This window comes from Allosalinactinospora lopnorensis (assembly GCF_000981225.1).
Lineage (GTDB): Bacteria > Actinomycetota > Actinomycetes > Streptosporangiales > Streptosporangiaceae > Allosalinactinospora > Allosalinactinospora lopnorensis.
Genome location: NZ_LAJC01000072.1, coordinates 16,227 through 32,577, shown reverse-complemented (window position 1 = coordinate 32,577; position 16,351 = coordinate 16,227). Strand labels below are relative to the sequence as shown.

At 70.0% G+C, this 16,351-nt stretch carries 12 protein-coding genes and 1 pseudogene; 10 read left to right on the top strand and 3 right to left on the bottom strand.

The genetic code is table 11. The features are described from left to right. Window positions 1-126 precede the first annotated feature (126 nt). Window positions 127-1,860, bottom strand: coding sequence for an arginine--tRNA ligase (argS, locus tag VS93_RS21525; protein ID WP_046471702.1), 1,734 nt, complete (start codon window positions 1,858-1,860; stop codon window positions 127-129). A gap of 55 nt (window positions 1,861-1,915) precedes the next feature. Next, on the bottom strand, window positions 1,916-3,025 hold the full coding sequence (gene plsX / locus VS93_RS21520; protein ID WP_046471701.1) for a phosphate acyltransferase PlsX: 1,110 nt from the start codon (window positions 3,023-3,025) through the stop codon (window positions 1,916-1,918). Between the two features lie 350 nt (window positions 3,026-3,375). Between plsX and VS93_RS21515 the strand changes: the two genes are divergently transcribed. The 3 genes from VS93_RS21515 (at window position 3,376) to VS93_RS21505 (ending at window position 6,886) form a co-directional block, all read left to right on the top strand. Further along, entirely contained in the window at window positions 3,376-4,740 is a 1,365-nt protein-coding gene (locus VS93_RS21515) for a KamA family radical SAM protein (protein WP_173434345.1), read from the top strand. A gap of 235 nt (window positions 4,741-4,975) precedes the next feature. Continuing rightward, entirely contained in the window at window positions 4,976-5,809 is an 834-nt protein-coding gene (locus VS93_RS21510) for a hypothetical protein (protein WP_046471700.1), read from the top strand. A gap of 12 nt (window positions 5,810-5,821) precedes the next feature. Beyond that, a complete protein-coding gene (locus VS93_RS21505) occupies window positions 5,822-6,886 on the top strand; it encodes an ROK family glucokinase (protein WP_046471699.1) in 1,065 nt (354 codons plus the stop codon). A gap of 70 nt (window positions 6,887-6,956) precedes the next feature. Here VS93_RS21505 and VS93_RS21500 read toward each other — a convergent pair whose 3' ends face one another. Next, the gene (locus VS93_RS21500; protein ID WP_046471698.1) at window positions 6,957-7,697 is read right to left on the bottom strand and encodes a GntR family transcriptional regulator; all 741 of its coding nucleotides are present in this window, start codon (window positions 7,695-7,697) and stop codon (window positions 6,957-6,959) included. 207 nt (window positions 7,698-7,904) lie between these two features. Here VS93_RS21500 and VS93_RS21495 point away from each other — a divergent pair, with 207 nt between their 5' ends. The 7 genes and pseudogenes from VS93_RS21495 to VS93_RS21465 all read left to right on the top strand — a co-directional run bounded on the left by VS93_RS21495 (window position 7,905) and on the right by VS93_RS21465 (window position 16,239). After that, window positions 7,905-9,128, top strand: coding sequence for a Gfo/Idh/MocA family protein (locus VS93_RS21495; RefSeq protein ID WP_236700660.1), 1,224 nt, complete (start codon window positions 7,905-7,907; stop codon window positions 9,126-9,128). Window positions 9,129-9,142: 14 nt separating this feature from the next. Next, window positions 9,143-10,123: a 5-dehydro-2-deoxygluconokinase gene (iolC, locus tag VS93_RS21490; protein WP_046471697.1), complete on the top strand. Its 981-nt coding sequence runs from the start codon at window positions 9,143-9,145 to the stop codon at window positions 10,121-10,123. After that, window positions 10,113-10,988 carry a Cgl0159 family (beta/alpha)8-fold protein gene (locus tag VS93_RS21485; protein ID WP_046471696.1) on the top strand — a complete coding sequence of 292 codons (876 nt, stop codon included), beginning with the start codon at window positions 10,113-10,115 and terminating at the stop codon, window positions 10,986-10,988. Before iolC ends, VS93_RS21485 begins: the two co-directional genes overlap by 11 nt. Continuing rightward, a pseudogene (gene iolB, locus VS93_RS21480) lies at window positions 10,985-11,874 on the top strand (5-deoxy-glucuronate isomerase). Before VS93_RS21485 ends, iolB begins: the two are co-directional and overlap by 4 nt. 5 nt (window positions 11,875-11,879) lie before the next feature. Then, complete coding sequence (iolD, locus tag VS93_RS21475) at window positions 11,880-13,760, top strand: 3D-(3,5/4)-trihydroxycyclohexane-1,2-dione acylhydrolase (decyclizing) (RefSeq protein ID WP_046471705.1); 1,881 nt, start codon at window positions 11,880-11,882, stop codon at window positions 13,758-13,760. Between the two features lie 23 nt (window positions 13,761-13,783). After that, complete coding sequence (locus VS93_RS21470; RefSeq protein WP_046471695.1) at window positions 13,784-15,280, top strand: CoA-acylating methylmalonate-semialdehyde dehydrogenase; 1,497 nt, start codon at window positions 13,784-13,786, stop codon at window positions 15,278-15,280. A 29-nt stretch (window positions 15,281-15,309) separates the two neighbouring features. Next, on the top strand, window positions 15,310-16,239 hold the full coding sequence (locus VS93_RS21465) for a TIM barrel protein (protein ID WP_046471694.1): 930 nt from the start codon (window positions 15,310-15,312) through the stop codon (window positions 16,237-16,239). Window positions 16,240-16,351 lie beyond the last annotated feature (112 nt).

Below are 16,351 nucleotides of genomic sequence, written 5' to 3'. Positions count from 1 at the left end.
ACGCGTGAACGGCCACGGCGCGAACGCCCCGTATCCGCCGGCCACCGGAGCGGGGAACAGACAAGGGGCGGGCCCGCGAACGCGGGCCCGCCCCTCCTCGTCGTAAGAGGCCGGCCGCTCGCCGGCTTACATCCGCTCCGGGGCGTGTACCCCCAGCAGCTCCAGCCCCTGAACCAGGGTGCGCAGCGTGGCCGCTGTCAGCGCCAGGCGGGAGGCGCGAGTGGCCCCGTCCCCGGCCTTGAGCACCGGGCACTTCTCGTAGAACGCGGTGAACGTCTGCGCCAGGTCGAACAGGTAGCCGCACAGCCGGTGCGGTTCCAGGGAGTCGCCGACCAGGTGCACCGTGGAACCGAAACCGAGCAGGGCGAGCGCGAGCTCCCGTTCGGCGGGCTCGGTCAACGTGATCGGGCCGGTGGCCTCCTCCGGCGACAGCTCGCCCTTCCGGAAGATGGACCGGATCCGGGCCGCCGCGTACTGCAGGTACGGTCCGGTGTTCCCGTTCAGCGCGAGCATCCGGTCGAAGTCGAAGGTGTACTCGGTGTCGTGCGACACGGAGAGGTCCGCGTACTTCACCGCGCCGATGCCGACCTCGCGGGCGATCGCCGTGCGGCTCTCCTCGTCGAGATCGGGGCGGGTCTCGGCGACGACCTTCGCGGCGCGCTCGACCGCCTCGTCCAGCAGGGACATCAGCCGGATGGGCTCCCCACTGCGGGTACGCAGGATCTTGCCGTCGGAACCGAGCACATTGCCGATCTGCACGTGGAACGGCGTGACATCATCGGGCAGCCAGCCGGCCGCGCGGGCGGCCCCCCAGACCATCTGCAGGTGCAGCGCCTGGGGCGCGCCGATCACGTACAGGATGCGGTCGGCCTTGAGTTGCTCGACGCGGTACTTGACCGTGGCGAGGTCGGTGGTGCCGTAGCCGTACCCGCCGTCGCTCTTACGGACGATCAGCGGGACGGGTTTCCCCTCGCGGCCGGTGAAACCGTCGAGGAACACGCACAGCGCGCCGTCGCTCAGCTCCGCGATGCCTTTGCGCTCCAGCTCGTCGCAGACCGGGGCGAGCATGTCGTTGTAGATGCTCTCGCCGGCGAGGTCGTGGTCGGTGAGGGTGACGTCGAGTTTGGCGTAGATCCTGTTGAAGTAGACCTTGGAGAGGTCGACCAGTTCTCGCCAGAGGCGCAGCGTCTCGGGGTCGCCGCTCTGCAGCGCCACCACCCGCGCGCGGGCGCGGGCCGCGAACTCCTCGGACTCGTCGAACTTGGCCTTGGCCGCCTGGTAGAAGGCGTTGGGGTCGCTCTTGACCAGTTCCGCCTCGGCGGAGTGCTCGCCGGTGTCCAGCAGGTGCTCGATGAGCATGCCGAACGGGGTTCCCCAGTCGCCGATGTGGTTCTGCCGGATGACGTTGTGCCCGAGAAACTCCAGAGTCCGGGCCAGCGCGTCGCCCACCACGGTGGTGCGCAGGTGGCCGACGTGCATCTCCTTGGCCACGTTCGGCGCCGAGTAGTCGATCGGGATGTTCTGCCGGTCCTGCCGCGGCACACCGACGCGCGGGTCGGCCAGCACCTCCTGGGCGCGGTCGGCGATCCACTCCTCGCGCAGGGTCAGGTTCACGAAGCCGGGGCCGCTGATCTCGACCTCTCGGCAGACGTCATCGACGTCCAGGTGCGCAACGATGTCGGCGGCGACATCGCGCGGCTTTCGCCCGAGCCGCTTGGCCAGCGCGAGCGCGGCGTTGGCCTGGTAATCGGCGAACTGGGAGGGACGGATGACGGGGTCGGTCTCGGCGTAGTCGGCGCCGAACGCGGCGCCGAGCGCGGACTGGACCCGTCGCGAGAGAACTTCCTGCGGGTCGGCCATGCCATTAGCGTACCGACGCCGCCGACCTGTGCGGTGCGAACTGGTAATACGCCTCTCAGTGGGGTCCCTGCCCCTCGTTCTGGCTCAACCGGTGCAGCCAGCCCGACGGGCGGCCGGCGCCGCTGAGCCGGCGGCGGACCTGGTCGACGATCCGGCCGGCGGCCAGCTCGTGGGCGAGCAGGCAGGCGCGGGCGACGCCCCGTGCGCGGCTGTCGCCGTGCGCGATCACCACTGTGCCGTTGAGGCCGAGCAGCACGGCGCCGCCATAGGTCTCACTGTCGAAGCGTCCGCGAAGCTCGCGCAGCGACCTGCGCTGCAGCAGCGCGCCGGTCCGGGCGAGGGTGGTCGAGGTCAGGGCTTCCTGCACCGTGTCGAAGGCGAAGCGCACCGCCCCTTCGACCGCCTTCAGCGCGACATTGCCGGTGAACCCGTCGGTGACCACCACGTCGACCTCCCCGGACAGCAGGTCGTGGCCTTCGATGTTGCCGCGGAAATCCAGCCGCGACGGCCCGGCGGAGCCCGTGGAGACCGCGCCGAGCAGCTCGGCGGTCTTGCGCGCCAGCTTGTTGCCCTTTCCCGGCTCCGATCCGATGGTGAGCATGGCCACCCGCGGTTCCGCCACGCCGTGCGCGGTGTGGGCGTAGGCCGCCCCCAGGTGTGCGAACTGCACCAGCATCTCGGGCTTGGCATCGGCGTTGGCGCCGGCGTCGAGCAGGACCGTGGGGACCGGCCGGGTCGGTAGCGCGACCGCCAGGGCCGGGCGGAGCACGCCGGGCTGACTGCGCAGCCGCACGGTGGACGTGGCGACCACGCCGCCGGTGGAGCCGGCCGACACCAGAGCGGAGGCGTCCCCCCGCCGGATGAGCCTGCAGGCGACGGCCACACTGGAGCGCGGCCTGCGCCAGCTCGCCAGCGCGCCTTCGTGCATGGCGAGCGAGTCCTCGGCGTGCACGATGGGAACCTCTCCCCGCGCCTTCTCCTGGCTCAGCAGTGAGGCGAGCTCCGGCATCCGCCCGACCAGTACCAGGCGCAGCCCGTGTTCGCGGACCGCCAGGACAGCACCTTTGACCACCTCGGCGGGCGCGTTGTCGCCCCCCATCGCGTCGACCGCGATCACCGGTGCGGGGGGCGACGGGAGAGGGAACGCGGGGGGTGCACCGCTCACAGGGGTCTCCTCACACTCGCGGGTCCAGGCTCGCCGGAGGCGGGATCGCCGGGCGCCCGGGTCACGGTAGCGGTCCCGTGTTTCACGCGACCGCATGCCTGGCCCGCATCTGTTGTACGCCCGAAACGTCCAGGTCGGCAGTTGAATCCCGTGAAATGGGTAGAACAGCCTCAAGATCGGGTATGCCCCGGCCTCGGCCCTGGAAGACGGAAACACGCTTCGGGCCTGTGTTCTAACCGCATTGTTCACGTTAGGGGGCTCACCAGTGTGCGAACACACTGGCGCCGCCAAGGTCAGGGGTCCCTCGCCCATCCGCGAGGGCCATCCTGTGACTTCATGAGAGGAGACGCGTGAGCTTGACGCACGACGCGGCACTGTCCCCGTCCGCCGGACGTCGGTTTCGTGCCTATACGACGAAACACCTGGACGAACTGACGGCCAGGGCCGGACTCGGCGCTGACGAACGGCTCGCGGTCCGCGCGGTGGCCAACGTGCTGCCGTTTCGGGTCAACAGCTATGTCGTCGACGAGTTGATCGACTGGGATGCCGCCCCCGACGATCCGATCTACCGTCTGGTCTTCCCGCAGGCGGACATGCTGCCGCAGCCGGACGTGGCCCGGATCGCCGATCTGCTGCGCAAGGACGCGCCGAGGAAAGAGCTCAATCAGGCCGCCAACGAGATCCGTGCGCGGCTGAACCCGCACCCGGCCGGGCAGATGGAGCTCAACGTCCCCAAGGCGGGCAATGAGGAGCCCATCCCGGGGGTGCAGCACAAGTACGCCGAAACGGCGCTGTTCTTCCCCAAGCAGGGACAGACGTGCCACGCCTACTGCACGTACTGCTTCCGCTGGGCGCAGTTCGTGGGCGAACCCGACCTGAAGTTCGCCTCCAGCGAGATCGATCAGCTCGTCTCGTACTTGTACGAACATCCGGAGGTCACCAGTGTGCTGTTCACCGGCGGTGACCCGATGATCATGGGTGAGGGGGTGATCTCGCGCTACATTGAGCCGCTGCTGCAGGTGGAGACGCTGGAGTCCATCCGGATCGGCACCAAGGCGCTGGCCTACTGGCCGCAGCGGTTCGTCACCGATCCGGACGCCGAGGAGACGCTGCGGCTGTTCGAGAGGGTCATCGCCTCCGGTAAGAACCTGGCGTTCATGGCGCACTTCAGCCATCCGAACGAGATGGCGCCCGACCTGGTCCAGGAGGCCGTGCGGCGTATCCGCGATACCGGGTCGGTCATCCGCACCCAGGCGCCGCTGATCCGCACGATCAACGACGACTCGGCGACCTGGGAGCGCATGTGGCGGACACAGGTTCGCCAGGGCATGGTGCCCTACTACATGTTCGTCGAGCGCGACACGGGCCCGAAGGACTACTTCGCGGTCCCGCTGGCCGATGCCTACGAGATCTTCCGGGGGGCCTACAAGAACGTCTCGGGCCTGGCACGCACCGTACGCGGGCCGTCGATGTCGGCCACACCCGGCAAGGTCTGCGTCGACGGCGTCACCGAGATCGCCGGTGAGAAGGTCTTCGTGCTGCACTTCATCCAGGCGCGCGACCCCGAACTGGTCGGCAAACCGTTCTTCGCCAAGTACGACGAGAAGGCGACCTGGCTGTTCGACCTGGAGCCGGCCCTCGGCGCCGCCCGCTTCCCCTACGAGGAGCCCTCGCCCGCGGACACCTCAGGGCTGGTGGACCCGGCCCGCGTCTAGCGAGGACGGGCGCAGCGGGAAGCGGCGAACGCCGCTTCCCGCGTGTCCCGGTCAGTGCGGGAAGGGTGGCGCATCGGTGCCTTCCGGATACTCTGATGTGGTTCCGCTCGAATGGGCGTCGCGCGTCGGCGCGATCCCGGCGCGATCGATCGGAACGACGTAGTGTGTTGAGGCCTCGGCAGGTGATCCGGACGAGTTCCGCGCCCCGCGCGGAGCGGGAAGAGGCGAGACGTACATGGCCGAGTGGTTCGGCAGTTATGTGGTGGGTGCGGGCCGCCTTCCCCTGTTCAGCTTCTTCGTCGCCTTCGTGGCGGGGTTCCTGTTCATCCGGCTGAGCGTGCGGCTGATCCGGGCCAGGGTCCGCTGGTGGCCGGGCAACATCCGGCACGGTGACCTGCATATTCACCATGTCGTTTTCGGCGTCGCGCTGATGCTGCTCGGCGGGGTCGCCGCACTGCTCATCACCGATCGCGAGAGCGCCCCGATCGCCGTGGCGGCGGCGCTGTTCGGTCTGGGGGCCGCCCTGGTGCTGGACGAGTTCGCGCTGATCCTGCATCTGCGTGACGTCTACTGGACGGAGCAGGGCCGTACCTCCGTCGATGCGGTGTTCGTCGCGATCGCCCTGACCGGTCTGCTGCTCACCGGGGTGCGGCCGTTCGGCTGGGAGGAGTTCGGCTTCACCGGGGAGGCGAGCGCGGTGCAGCCCGGCCTGGTTCTTCTCGCCCTGGTGAATCTCGCGGGGTCGGTGGTCAGCCTGCTCAAGGGGAAGATCTGGACCGGACTGGCCGGTGTGTTCGTGCCCGTGATCTCGATCGTCGCCGCGATCAGGCTCGCTGTCCCCGGATCGCCGTGGGAGCGGTGGCAGTACCCCCGGGGCTCGGAGAAGTGGGAGCGGGCCGCCCGGCGCGATCTGCGGGTCCGGCGTCCGATGATCCGGGCGAAGATCCGCTTCCAGGAGATCATCGCCGGTCGCCACGACCTCATCCACGACGCGTCCGCCGCAACCCACGCGAAACACACGGTGACGCAACATGTACGCGGTGCGGATGTCCTGACAAAAGGGGAGTAGGCTGGCCTGGCTATGGCGTTTTCCAGGGGGACAGGCCAGTACCAACGGGGATTGACCGTCGGCATCGACATCGGGGGAACGAAGGTCGCCGCCGGTGTGGTGAACCCTGCGGGCCGGGTCCTGGCGCGGAGGCGCACCGAGACTCCGGAGAAGAGCAAGAGCCCCAAAGTCGTCGAGGACACCATCGCCGGGCTCGTCGAGGAGCTGTGCCGCGACTACCCGGTGCAGGCCGTGGGCGTGGGCGCGGCGGGTTTCGTCGACGAGCAGCGGGCCCGCGTCCAGTTCGCCCCGCACTTGGCCTGGCGCGAGGAACCGCTCCGCGACGCGCTGAAGATCCGGCTCGGACTGCCGGTCGTGGTCGAGAACGACGCGAACGCCTCGGCCTGGGCCGAGGTCTGTGTGGGAGCCGGACAGGGTGTCGGCGACGTCATCGTGGTCAACCTGGGCACCGGAATCGGTGGTGCGGTCGTCATCGACGGGCGGCTGGAACGGGGGCGCTACGGGCTCGCCGGAGAGTTCGGGCACATGACCGTCGTGCCCAACGGGCACCGCTGCGAGTGCGGGAACCGCGGGTGCTGGGAGCAGTACGCCAGCGGCAACGCGGTCACCCGGGACGCGCGCGAGCTCGCCGACGCCGACTCCCCGGTCGCGCGGGGGCTTATCCAGGTGGTCGGAGGTGACTCGTCGCTGATCACCGGTCTTCTGGTGAGTGAACTCGCGGCCGCCGGCGACCGCACCTGCGTCGAGTTGCTGGAGGACGCGGGGACCTGGCTGGGGATCGGCCTGGCCAACCTCGCCGCGGCCTTCGACCCGGAGCTGTTCATCATCGGCGGCGGGGTGTCGGAGTGCGGGGAGCTGCTCCTGGGCCCGGCCCGGACGGCCTTCCGGCGCAACCTCACCGGTCGCGGCTACCGGCCCGAGGCGGGGGTGGTGCCCGCGGCCCTGGGCAACGAGGCCGGACTCATCGGCGCCGCCGACCTCGCCCGCGACACCCTGCCCCGCTGGCGCCAGGGGCGGCGGCAGCGGCGGCTTCCCCCTCCGAGAGGGCACCGCCGCTCGCTCGGCCGCGGAGCCTGAACCCCGGACCGGGGCGCTCCCCGGTCAGCGTCAGCCTGGTCTTTTACCCGGTCAGCGTCAGCCTGGTCTTTTACCCGGTCAGCGTCAGCTCGAATGTATAGCGCGACGCCCGGTAGACGTGGGATCCCACTTCGACCACCCGTCCGACGTCGTCGTAGGCGGTGCGCTGCATGGTGAGCAGCGGGGCACCGCGGCTCTCGCCGAGCATGCGCGCCTCCGCGGCGGTGGCGCCGCGGGCGCCGATGCTCTGGGAGGCGACCTTCAGGGTCACCCCGGCAGTGCGCAGCAGCTTGTAGAGGCTCTGCTCGGTGAGTGCCTCCTCGGTCAGGGGGACCAGGTCGACCGGTAGGTAGTTGTGCATCAGGGCCAGGGGTTCCTCGCCCGCGTAGCGCAGTCGCTCCAGGACGTAGACCTCGGTGCCGGGGGCGACCTCAAGGGAGGTGGCGACCGCGTCCGGGGGCGGTTCCACACTCAGCCGCAGCACCTCGGTTCGCGGGTTCTGGCCGGCCTGGCGCAGGTCGTCGTACAGGCTCGACAGTTCGACTGGCCGACGCACGCGCGGCCTCACCACCTGGGTCCCGACCCCGCGCTTGCGTACCAGCAACCCGCGGTCGACCAGGTACTCGATCGCGCGGCGCAGCGTTGGACGCGACAGTCCCAGCCGGCCGGCGAGGAGGACCTCGTTCTCCAACCGGGTCCCGGCCGGCATCGCGCCGTTCTGGATCCGGTGCTCCAGTTCCTGGGCGACCTGGAAGTACAGCGGCACTGGACTGCTGCGGTCGAGGGTGATCGACAGCGGTGGCTCTGTCACACGTCTCCGTTCCACTGAGGGGCGACTGCTCTTGTGCGTGGACCAGCCGCCATTCTACTGCTCAGCATGTTGATGGCAGATCACGACGTAAGTATGTCTAGACAATCTGTTGACAAGTGATTAACGGAGGCGTAGAAATTCCCTCAAGCCTGTGACGCACGGAACAGGTATGTGAGACCCAGCTCAACCCGGAGGGAGGAACGGGTCATGCGGATCGGTCTTGTCGGTGCCGGACGGATCGGGGCCTCCCACGCGGCGGCGCTCGCGGCGCGCCCGGAAGTGTCCGAGCTGGTTCTCTCCGACACCGACAGCGAACGGGCCCGAGTGGTCGCCGGACGCGTGGGCGCCCACATGGTGGGCGACACCGAGGGGCTGTTCACCCCGGGAGCCATCGACGGCCTGGTGATCGCCGCGGCCACGCCGGCGCACCCCGGCCTGATCCTGTCCGGCGTGCGGGCCGGCATCCCGGTCTTCTGCGAGAAGCCGGTGGCGCCGGACGTTCCCACGACGGTCGAGGTGCTGCGCGAGGTCGAGAGAGCGGGCACACCCGTCCACATCGGCTTCATGCGCCGATTCGACCCCGGCTACACGCGAGCGCGCCAGGCCCTGCGCGACGGAAGGCTCGGCGAGCTGCACCGGGTGCACGCCGTCACCTGCGATGCCGCGCCGCCGCCCGCCGGATACATCCCCGATTCCGGCGGGATCTTCCGCGACTGCCACGTGCACGACTTCGACATCCTGCGCTGGGTGACGGGCAGGGAGATCGAGGAGGTCTACGCCTACGGCGCGAACCGGGGCGCCGGCTACTTCGCGGAGGCCGGAGACGTGGACACCACCGCGGCCGTGCTCCGGATGGACGACGGAACAGTGGTCACCCTGCAGGGGTCCCGCTACAACGGCGGCGGGTACGACGTCCGCATGGAACTCGCCGGATCGCGCGGCACGATGGCCGTCGGCCTGGACCAGCGAGCCGCGCTGGTGTCGGCGGAACCGGACGTGGACTTCCCTCGGGGCGAGCCTGGCAGGAGTTCTGGTCCCGGTTCACTCCGGCCTACGAGGCGGAGATCGCCGCCTTCCTGCGGATGGTCAAGGGCGAGACGGGCAGCCCGTGCACGGTCGCCGACGCCTGGAGGCCGTGCTCGTGGCGGACGCCGCCGACACCTCGATGCGGGAAGGGCGCCCGATGCGGGTCGGCGAGGTCCGTCCGGCCGGGTAGTACGGCCGCCAGACGACCGCCGACGTCCCGGAGGGAGGAGAAGGATGACCGCGGAAGCGGCGTCGCCGCGCGGCACTCTGGCGGTTCCGCCCGGGCCGGCGTTCGGCAGCCGCCCTTCGTCCGGCGGGAGCGGAGCACGCCGGTCGTCTCGGTGCAAACCGCACCGCACACCGGATGCCGGACGCGGAGAGGGCGGCGATCCGAAGCACCGCTAACAACGGAGGTTCAAGTGGAAGCCAGTGAGCGCCGACGCTCGGATGGCCCTTTCGAGGTCATCACCATGGGTCGCGTGGGCGTGGACATCTACCCCGAACAGGTCGGTGTCGGCTTGGAGTGGGTGCGGTCCTTCGGGAAATTCATCGGAGGCAGTCCCACCAACGTCGCTGTCGCGGCCGCCCGCTACGGCCGGCGGTCGGCCGTGATCACCCGGACCGGCAAGGACCCCTTCGGCCGGTTCATCCACCAGGCGCTGCGGGACTACGGGGTGGACGACCGCTTCGTCAGCGACGTGGCCGGACTGAACACACCCGTGACGTTCTGCGAGATCTTCCCGCCCGACGACTTCCCCCTCTACTTCTACCGGGAGCCCAAAGCCCCCGACCTGGAGATCCGCCCCGAGGAGCTGGACTACGACGCGATCCGCGAAGCCGGCATCTTCTGGGTGACGGTAACGGGCCTGTGCCAGGAGCCCAGCCGCACCGCGACCCTCGAAGCCCTCAAGGCCCGCGGCCGGAACGGCACTACCGTGATCGATCTCGACTACCGGCCGATGTTCTGGGAGTCCAGGGAAGAGGCGCGCGAGTGGGTGCGCCAGGCACTGCCCCACGTGACCGTGGCAGCCGGAAACCTCGACGAGTGGGAGACCGCCGTCGGCCAGAGCGACCCGCACGCGGCCGCCAAGGCCGCGAAGGACCTCGGCATCGAGCTGGCCGTCATCAAGCAGGGGCCCGAGGGCGTCCTCGCGGTGGACGGCTCCGGCGACGTGCACGTCCCCCCGGTGCACGTCGACGTGGTCAACGGGCTCGGCGCGGGCGACGCCTTCGGCGGCGCGCTCTGCCACGGGCTGCTGGCCGGTTGGGACACCGAACGGATCATGCGGTTCGCCAACGCGGCGGGCGCGATCGTGGCCTCCCGCCTTTCCTGCTCCGACGCGATGCCGACGGAGGACGAGGTCGAGGCCGAACTGCGGGAGGTGGACCATGGCGGCTGAGCTGCTGCGCGGCATCGTCGACACCCGGGTGCACGATCCCGGAGAGATCGCCCGGGCCGCCGCCAGGCGCGTCAGGCCGACCTCCCCGGTGGGGGAGAACGGCAAGGCGATGATCATCGCCGCCGATCACCCGGCGCGCGGCGCACTCAGGTCGGGGGACCGGCCGATGGCCATGGCCGACCGCGCCGATCTGCTCGACCGGCTGTGCGCCGCGCTCGCCCGCCCGGGTGTCACCGGTGTGCTGGGCACCGCGGACATCCTGGAGGACCTGCTGCTGCTGGGAGCGCTCGACGGCAAGACCGTCATCGGTTCGATGAACCGCGGCGGGCTCGCCGGGGCCGTCTTCGAGATGGACGACCGGTTCACCGCCTACGACACGGCCGCCATCGGGAACATGGGGTTCGACGGCGGCAAGATGCTGCTGCGCATCGACTACAACGACGATCGCACCGCGCCGACCCTCGCCGCCTGCGCCGGGGCCGTCAACGAACTCAACGCCGCCCGCCTCATGGCCATGGTCGAGCCGTTCATCTCGCACCGCAGCGACGGCGCCGTGAAGAACGACCTCACCCCGGACGCCATGACCAGGGCCGTGGCCATCGCTTCCGGTATCGGCAACGCCTCCGCCTACACCTGGCTGAAGGTCCCGGTGGTGGAGGAGATGGAGCGGGTGATGTCGGCCTCTACCCTGCCGGCCCTGCTGCTCGGCGGAGAGGTCTCCGCCGACCCGGACGCCACGTACGGCCGCTGGGCCGATGCGCTGAAAGCCCCCACTGTGAAAGGCCTGGTCGTCGGCCGATCCCTGTTGTACCCCGTCGACGACGATGTCGTTGCCGCCGTTGACACCGCTGCGAGGTTGCTGTGACCGCTTCGACGAGCAAGTACTACCTGCCGGCCGGGAGCACCGCCTCCGGGCGGTTCCGCACCGTCGTCACCCCGGAGTCCGCCGGCTGGGGCTACTCCGGGCTGAAAGTGCTGGAATTACCGGCCGGCGGCGGCTCGGAGATCGAGACCGGCGCGGACGAAATGCTGGTGCTGCCGCTCAACGGCGGCTGCACGGTGCGCTGCGACGGCCGGGTGTTCGAGATCGAGGGCCGAGGCGACGTCTTCTCCCGCGTCACCGACTTCGCTACCTGCCCCGCGACGCCCGCGCCACGGTCAGCAGCGAACGAGGCGGCCGGTTCGCGCTTCCGTCCGCCCGCTGCGAGCGGCGGCTGGAGGCGCGCTACGGGCCGGCCGAGGACGTCCCGGTCGAGCTGCGCGGCGCGGGCCAGTGCAGCCGCCAGGTCAACAACTTCTGCACCCCGCAGACCTTCGAGGCCGACAAGCTCATCTCCTGCGAGGTGCTCACCCCCGGGGCCAACTGGTCCTCCTACCCGCCGCACAAGCACGACGAGGCCACCGAGACCCAGTGCGAGCTGGAGGAGATCTACTACTTCGAGGTCGCCGACGGCCCGCAGGGTCCGGGCCTCGGATACCAGAGGGTCTACGGGACCAGGGACCGACCGATCGACGTCCTCGCCGAAGTGCGGCGGGAGGACGTCGTACTCATCCCGCACGGCTGGCACGGCCCGTCCATGGCCGTCCCCGGATACGACCTCTACTACCTCAACGTCATGGCCGGCCCCGGCGCGGAGAGAGCCTGGCTCATCTGTGACGACCCCGCGCACGGCTGGATCCGGCAGACCTGGGCCGACCAGGACATCGACCCGCGGCTTCCGCTCTACACGGCGAACGGGAAGGGAAGGTGACGGCGTTGAGCGAGACCGTTCGCCTGACGACCGCGCAGGCGCTGGTGCGCTTCCTGGCAGCGCAGTACTCCGAGCGTGACGGCGTTGAGCAGCGACTGATCCCCGGTGTCTGGGGCATCTTCGGCCACGGCAACGTGGCCGGGCTCGGGCAGGCGCTGCTGCAGGCGGCCAGGACCGGCGAGGCCGACCTGCCGTACTACCTGGCCCGCAACGAGCAGGGCATGGTGCACACCTCCGCGGCCTTCGCGAAGATGCGTGACCGGCTGCAGGCGTTCGCGTGCACCGCTTCGACGGGCCCGGGGTCGACCAACATGGTCACCGGCGCCGCGCTGGCCACCACCAACCGCGTTCCGGTGCTGCTGCTGCCGAGTGACATGTTCGCTACCCGGGGACCGGACCCGGTCCTGCAGCAGCTGGAGGACACCCGCGGCGGCGACGTCACCGTCAACGACGCCCTGCGCCCGGTGTCGAAGTACTGGGACCGCGTCACCCGCCCCGAACAGCTCATCCCCGCGGCACTGGCCGCTCTGCGGATGCTGACCGACCCGGTGGAGACCGGTGCGGTCACCCTCTGCCTGCCGCAGGACGTGCAGGCCGAGGCCCACGACTGGCCGGTGGAGCTCTTCCGCGGGCGCGTGTGGCACATCGATCGACCGGTGCCGGACCCGGCCGCGCTCGCCCGCGCCGCCGAGACACTGCGCGAGGCGAGGAAGCCGCTGATCGTCGCCGGCGGCGGTGTCGTGTACGCGCAGGCCGGCCGGCAGTTGCGCGAGTTCGCCGAGGCGACGGGCATTCCGGTTGCGGACACGCACGCCGGCAAGGGGGCGGTGCAGTGGGACCACCCCTGCGCGGTCGGCGGTATCGGCGCCACCGGTTCCAAGAGCGCCAACGAGCTGGCCCGCGAAGCCGACGTGGTGCTCGGCATCGGCACCCGGTACAGCGACTTCACCACCGCCAGCCACACCGTTTTCGGCGACCCCGATGTCGAGTTCGTCAACCTCAACGTGGCGCGGCTCGACGCCGCCAAGCACTCGGCCTCCCAACTGGTCGGCGATGCGCGCGCCGGCCTGGAGGCGCTGCGCCGGGAACTGGACGGCTGGGAGGTCGAGCCGGCCTACCGGACCCGTGTCCGGGAGCTGGCGCGGGAGTGGGCGAGGATCACCGACGAGTGCTACCACGTCGAGCACGAACCGCTGCCCGCCCAGACCGCTGTCCTCGGCGCGCTGAACGAGAGCATCGCCGAGCGCGACGTCGTCATCAACGCGGCCGGCAGCATGCCGGGTGACCTGCAGATGCTGTGGCGGGCGAGCGACCCGAAGGCCTACCACGTCGAGTACGCCTACTCCTGCATGGGCTACGAGGTCGCCAGCGGCACCGGGGTCAAGATGGCCGACCCGAGCCGTGAGGTGTTCGTCCTGGTCGGCGACGGTTCGTACCTGATGATGGCGCAGGAGATCGCCACGATGGTCTCCGAAGGCCTCAAGGTCGTCATCATCGTGGTGCAGAACCACGGTTTCGCCTCGATCGGATCACTCTCGGAGGAACTCGGCTCGCAGCGGTTCGGGACCAGGTATCGCTACCGCGACCCCGAGAGCGGACTCCTCGAAGGCGCGACCCTGCCGGTGGACCTCGCGGCCAACGCCGCCAGCCTCGGCGCCCGCGTGGTCAGAGCCCACGGGATCAAGGAGTTCCGCGAGGCCATCGCGCAGGCCAAGGCAGCCGAGAGCACCACGGTCGTGCACATCGAGACCGACATGCACGGACCGAACCCGCCCTCGCACGGTTGGTGGGACGTGCCCGTGAGCGAGGTGTCCGAGCTGGACAGCACCAGGACCGCCTACGGCACCTACGCCCAGCACAAACGAAACCAGCGCCACTACCTGTGACGCGTCCTGCGGAGGAAGAAGCGATGAAGACCATCCAACACTGGATCGACGGGGCGTTCACCCCGGCCGGATCCACCCGCACCGCCCCGGTATGGAACCCGGCCACGGGGGAGCGGCAGGCCGAAGTCCTGCTGGCCGAGCGCGCGGACGTGGACGCCGCGGTGTCGGCGGCCGCGAGGGCGTTCGACTCCTGGGGCGACTCCTCGCTCACCAAGCGGACCCGCGTCATGTTCACCCTGCGCGAGCTGCTGGTCAAGCACGAGGACGAGCTGGCCCGGATCATCGCCGCCGAACACGGAAAGGTGATCGAGGACGCCAAGGGCGAGATCGTCCGCGGCCGCGAGATCGTCGAGTTCGCCTGCGGTATCACCAGCGCGCTCAAGGGCGACTATTCCGACCAGGTCTCCAGCGACATCGACTCCTTCTCCTACCGCCAGCCGCTCGGTGTCGTCGGCGGCATCACCCCGTTCAACTTCCCGATCATGGTGCCGCTGTGGATGCACCCGATCGCCATCGCCTGCGGGAACACGTTCGTGCTCAAGCCGAGCGAGCGCGACCCCTCCGCCTCCAATTTCGTGGCGGAGCTCTACGCCGAGGCCGGCCTGCCCGGCGGCGTGTTCAACGTCGTGCACGGCGACAAGACCGCCGTTGACGGTCTGCTGGAGAACGCCGATGTCGCGGCGGTCTCCTTCGTGGGCTCCACCCCGATCGCGAAGTACGTCCACGAGCGGGCCACCGCCCGAGGTAAGCGGGTGCAGGCCCTTGGCGGGGCGAAGAACCACGCCGTGGTGCTGCCCGACGCCGACCTGGACTTCGCCGCCGACCAGCTCACCGCGGCCGCCTACGGCTCCGCCGGGCAGCGCTGCATGGCGGTCTCGGCGGCCGTGGCCGTCGGCGACGCCGGCGACGCGCTCGTCCCGGTGCTGGAGAAGAAGGCCAGGGCGATCAAGGTCGGACCCGGCGACGACCCGGCCAGCGAAATGGGGCCGGTGATCACCGCGCAGGCGCGCGACCGGGTCGCGAACTACGTGGCCGGCGGCGCCGGCCAGGGGGCGCGGGTCGTCGTCGACGGCCGCGACCTCACCGTGGACGGCCATGAGGACGGTTTCTTCGTCGGCCCGAGCCTCATCGACCACGTCAAGCCCGGCATGGGCGTCTACGACGACGAGGTGTTCGGTCCGCTGCTGGTGGTCGTGCGCTCGTCCAGTGTCGAGGAGGCGATCGCGCTTATCAACGCCAACCCCTACGGCAACGGGACCGCGGTCTTCACCAGCGACGGTGAGGCGGCCCGCCGGTTCCACCGCGGAGTCAAGGTCGGCATGGTCGGCGTCAACGTACCGATCCCGGTGCCGATGTCGCACTACTCCTTCGGCGGCTGGAAGGACTCGCTGTTCGGCGAGAAGCACATCCACGGACCCGAGGGGGTCGACTTCTACACCCGGGCCAAGGTCATCACCAGCCGCTGGCCGCACGTCAACCGGTCCGTCGAGGCCGCGCTCAACTTCCCCACAGCGCACTGAACGCACTCCTTGCGAAGAAAGGCGACGACATGGCTAGCGCCGCTGAGCCCGCGAGCAGGCTCGTACTGGGATCGGCTCCGGACTCCTGGGGCGTCTGGTTCCCCGACGACGAGCACCAGACCCCCTGGTACCGGTTCCTCGACGAGCTGGCCGAGGCCGGGTACTCCTGGCTGGAAATCGGCCCCTACGGCTACCTGCCCACCGATCCGGACCGGCTCGCCGACGAGGTGGGCAGGCGCGGCCTGCGGGTCTCCGGCGGCACCGTCTTCGGCGCGCTGCACCGTGCGGACGCCTGGGACGGCATGCTGTCCACGGTCCGCAAGGTCGCCGAGCTGACCAGGGCCGTGGGGGCGCACCACCTGGTGTTCATCCCGCCGATGTACCGCGACGAGAAGACCGGCGAGTACTCCGAGTCGCCGACCCTGGGCGAGGACGCCTGGCAGACGGTGCACCGCGGCGCCAACGAACTCGGCAGGATCCTGCGCAACGACTACGACGTGCGGCTGTGCCTGCACTCGCACGCCGATTCCCACATCCAGAGCCAGTCCGAGATCGAGCGGTTCCTCGACGGCACCGACCCCGACTACGTCTCCCTGTGCCTGGACACCGGGCACGTGGCCTACGGGGGCGGCGACGCCGTCGACCTGATCCGCCGCTACTCCGAGCGCGTCGACTACGTCCACATCAAGCAGATGGACCCCGACGTGCTCGCCCAGGTCGCCGAGGAGAACCTCTCCTTCGGCGAGGCGGTCAAGCGCGGCGTCTGCGTCGAGCCGCCGGCGGGCGTTCCCGCCCCGGCCTCGGTGATCGACGCGCTGAGCGAGGTCGACGCGCAGGTCTTCGTGATCGTCGAGCAGGACCTCTACCCGTGCGACTTCGATGTGCCGAAGCCGATCGCGGTCCGCACCCGCAAGTACCTGAACAGCTGTGGTCTGGGGGCCCGCTACCAGAAGGCGTGAAACCCGCCCTGTCTGTGCTGAACCCGACCCGGCCGCGCTGGCGGCGCCGACAGGCGGTCCCCGGCGGCCCCGGATTTCCCGCAACACGACCACGAAAGACACCTAGAAGCCG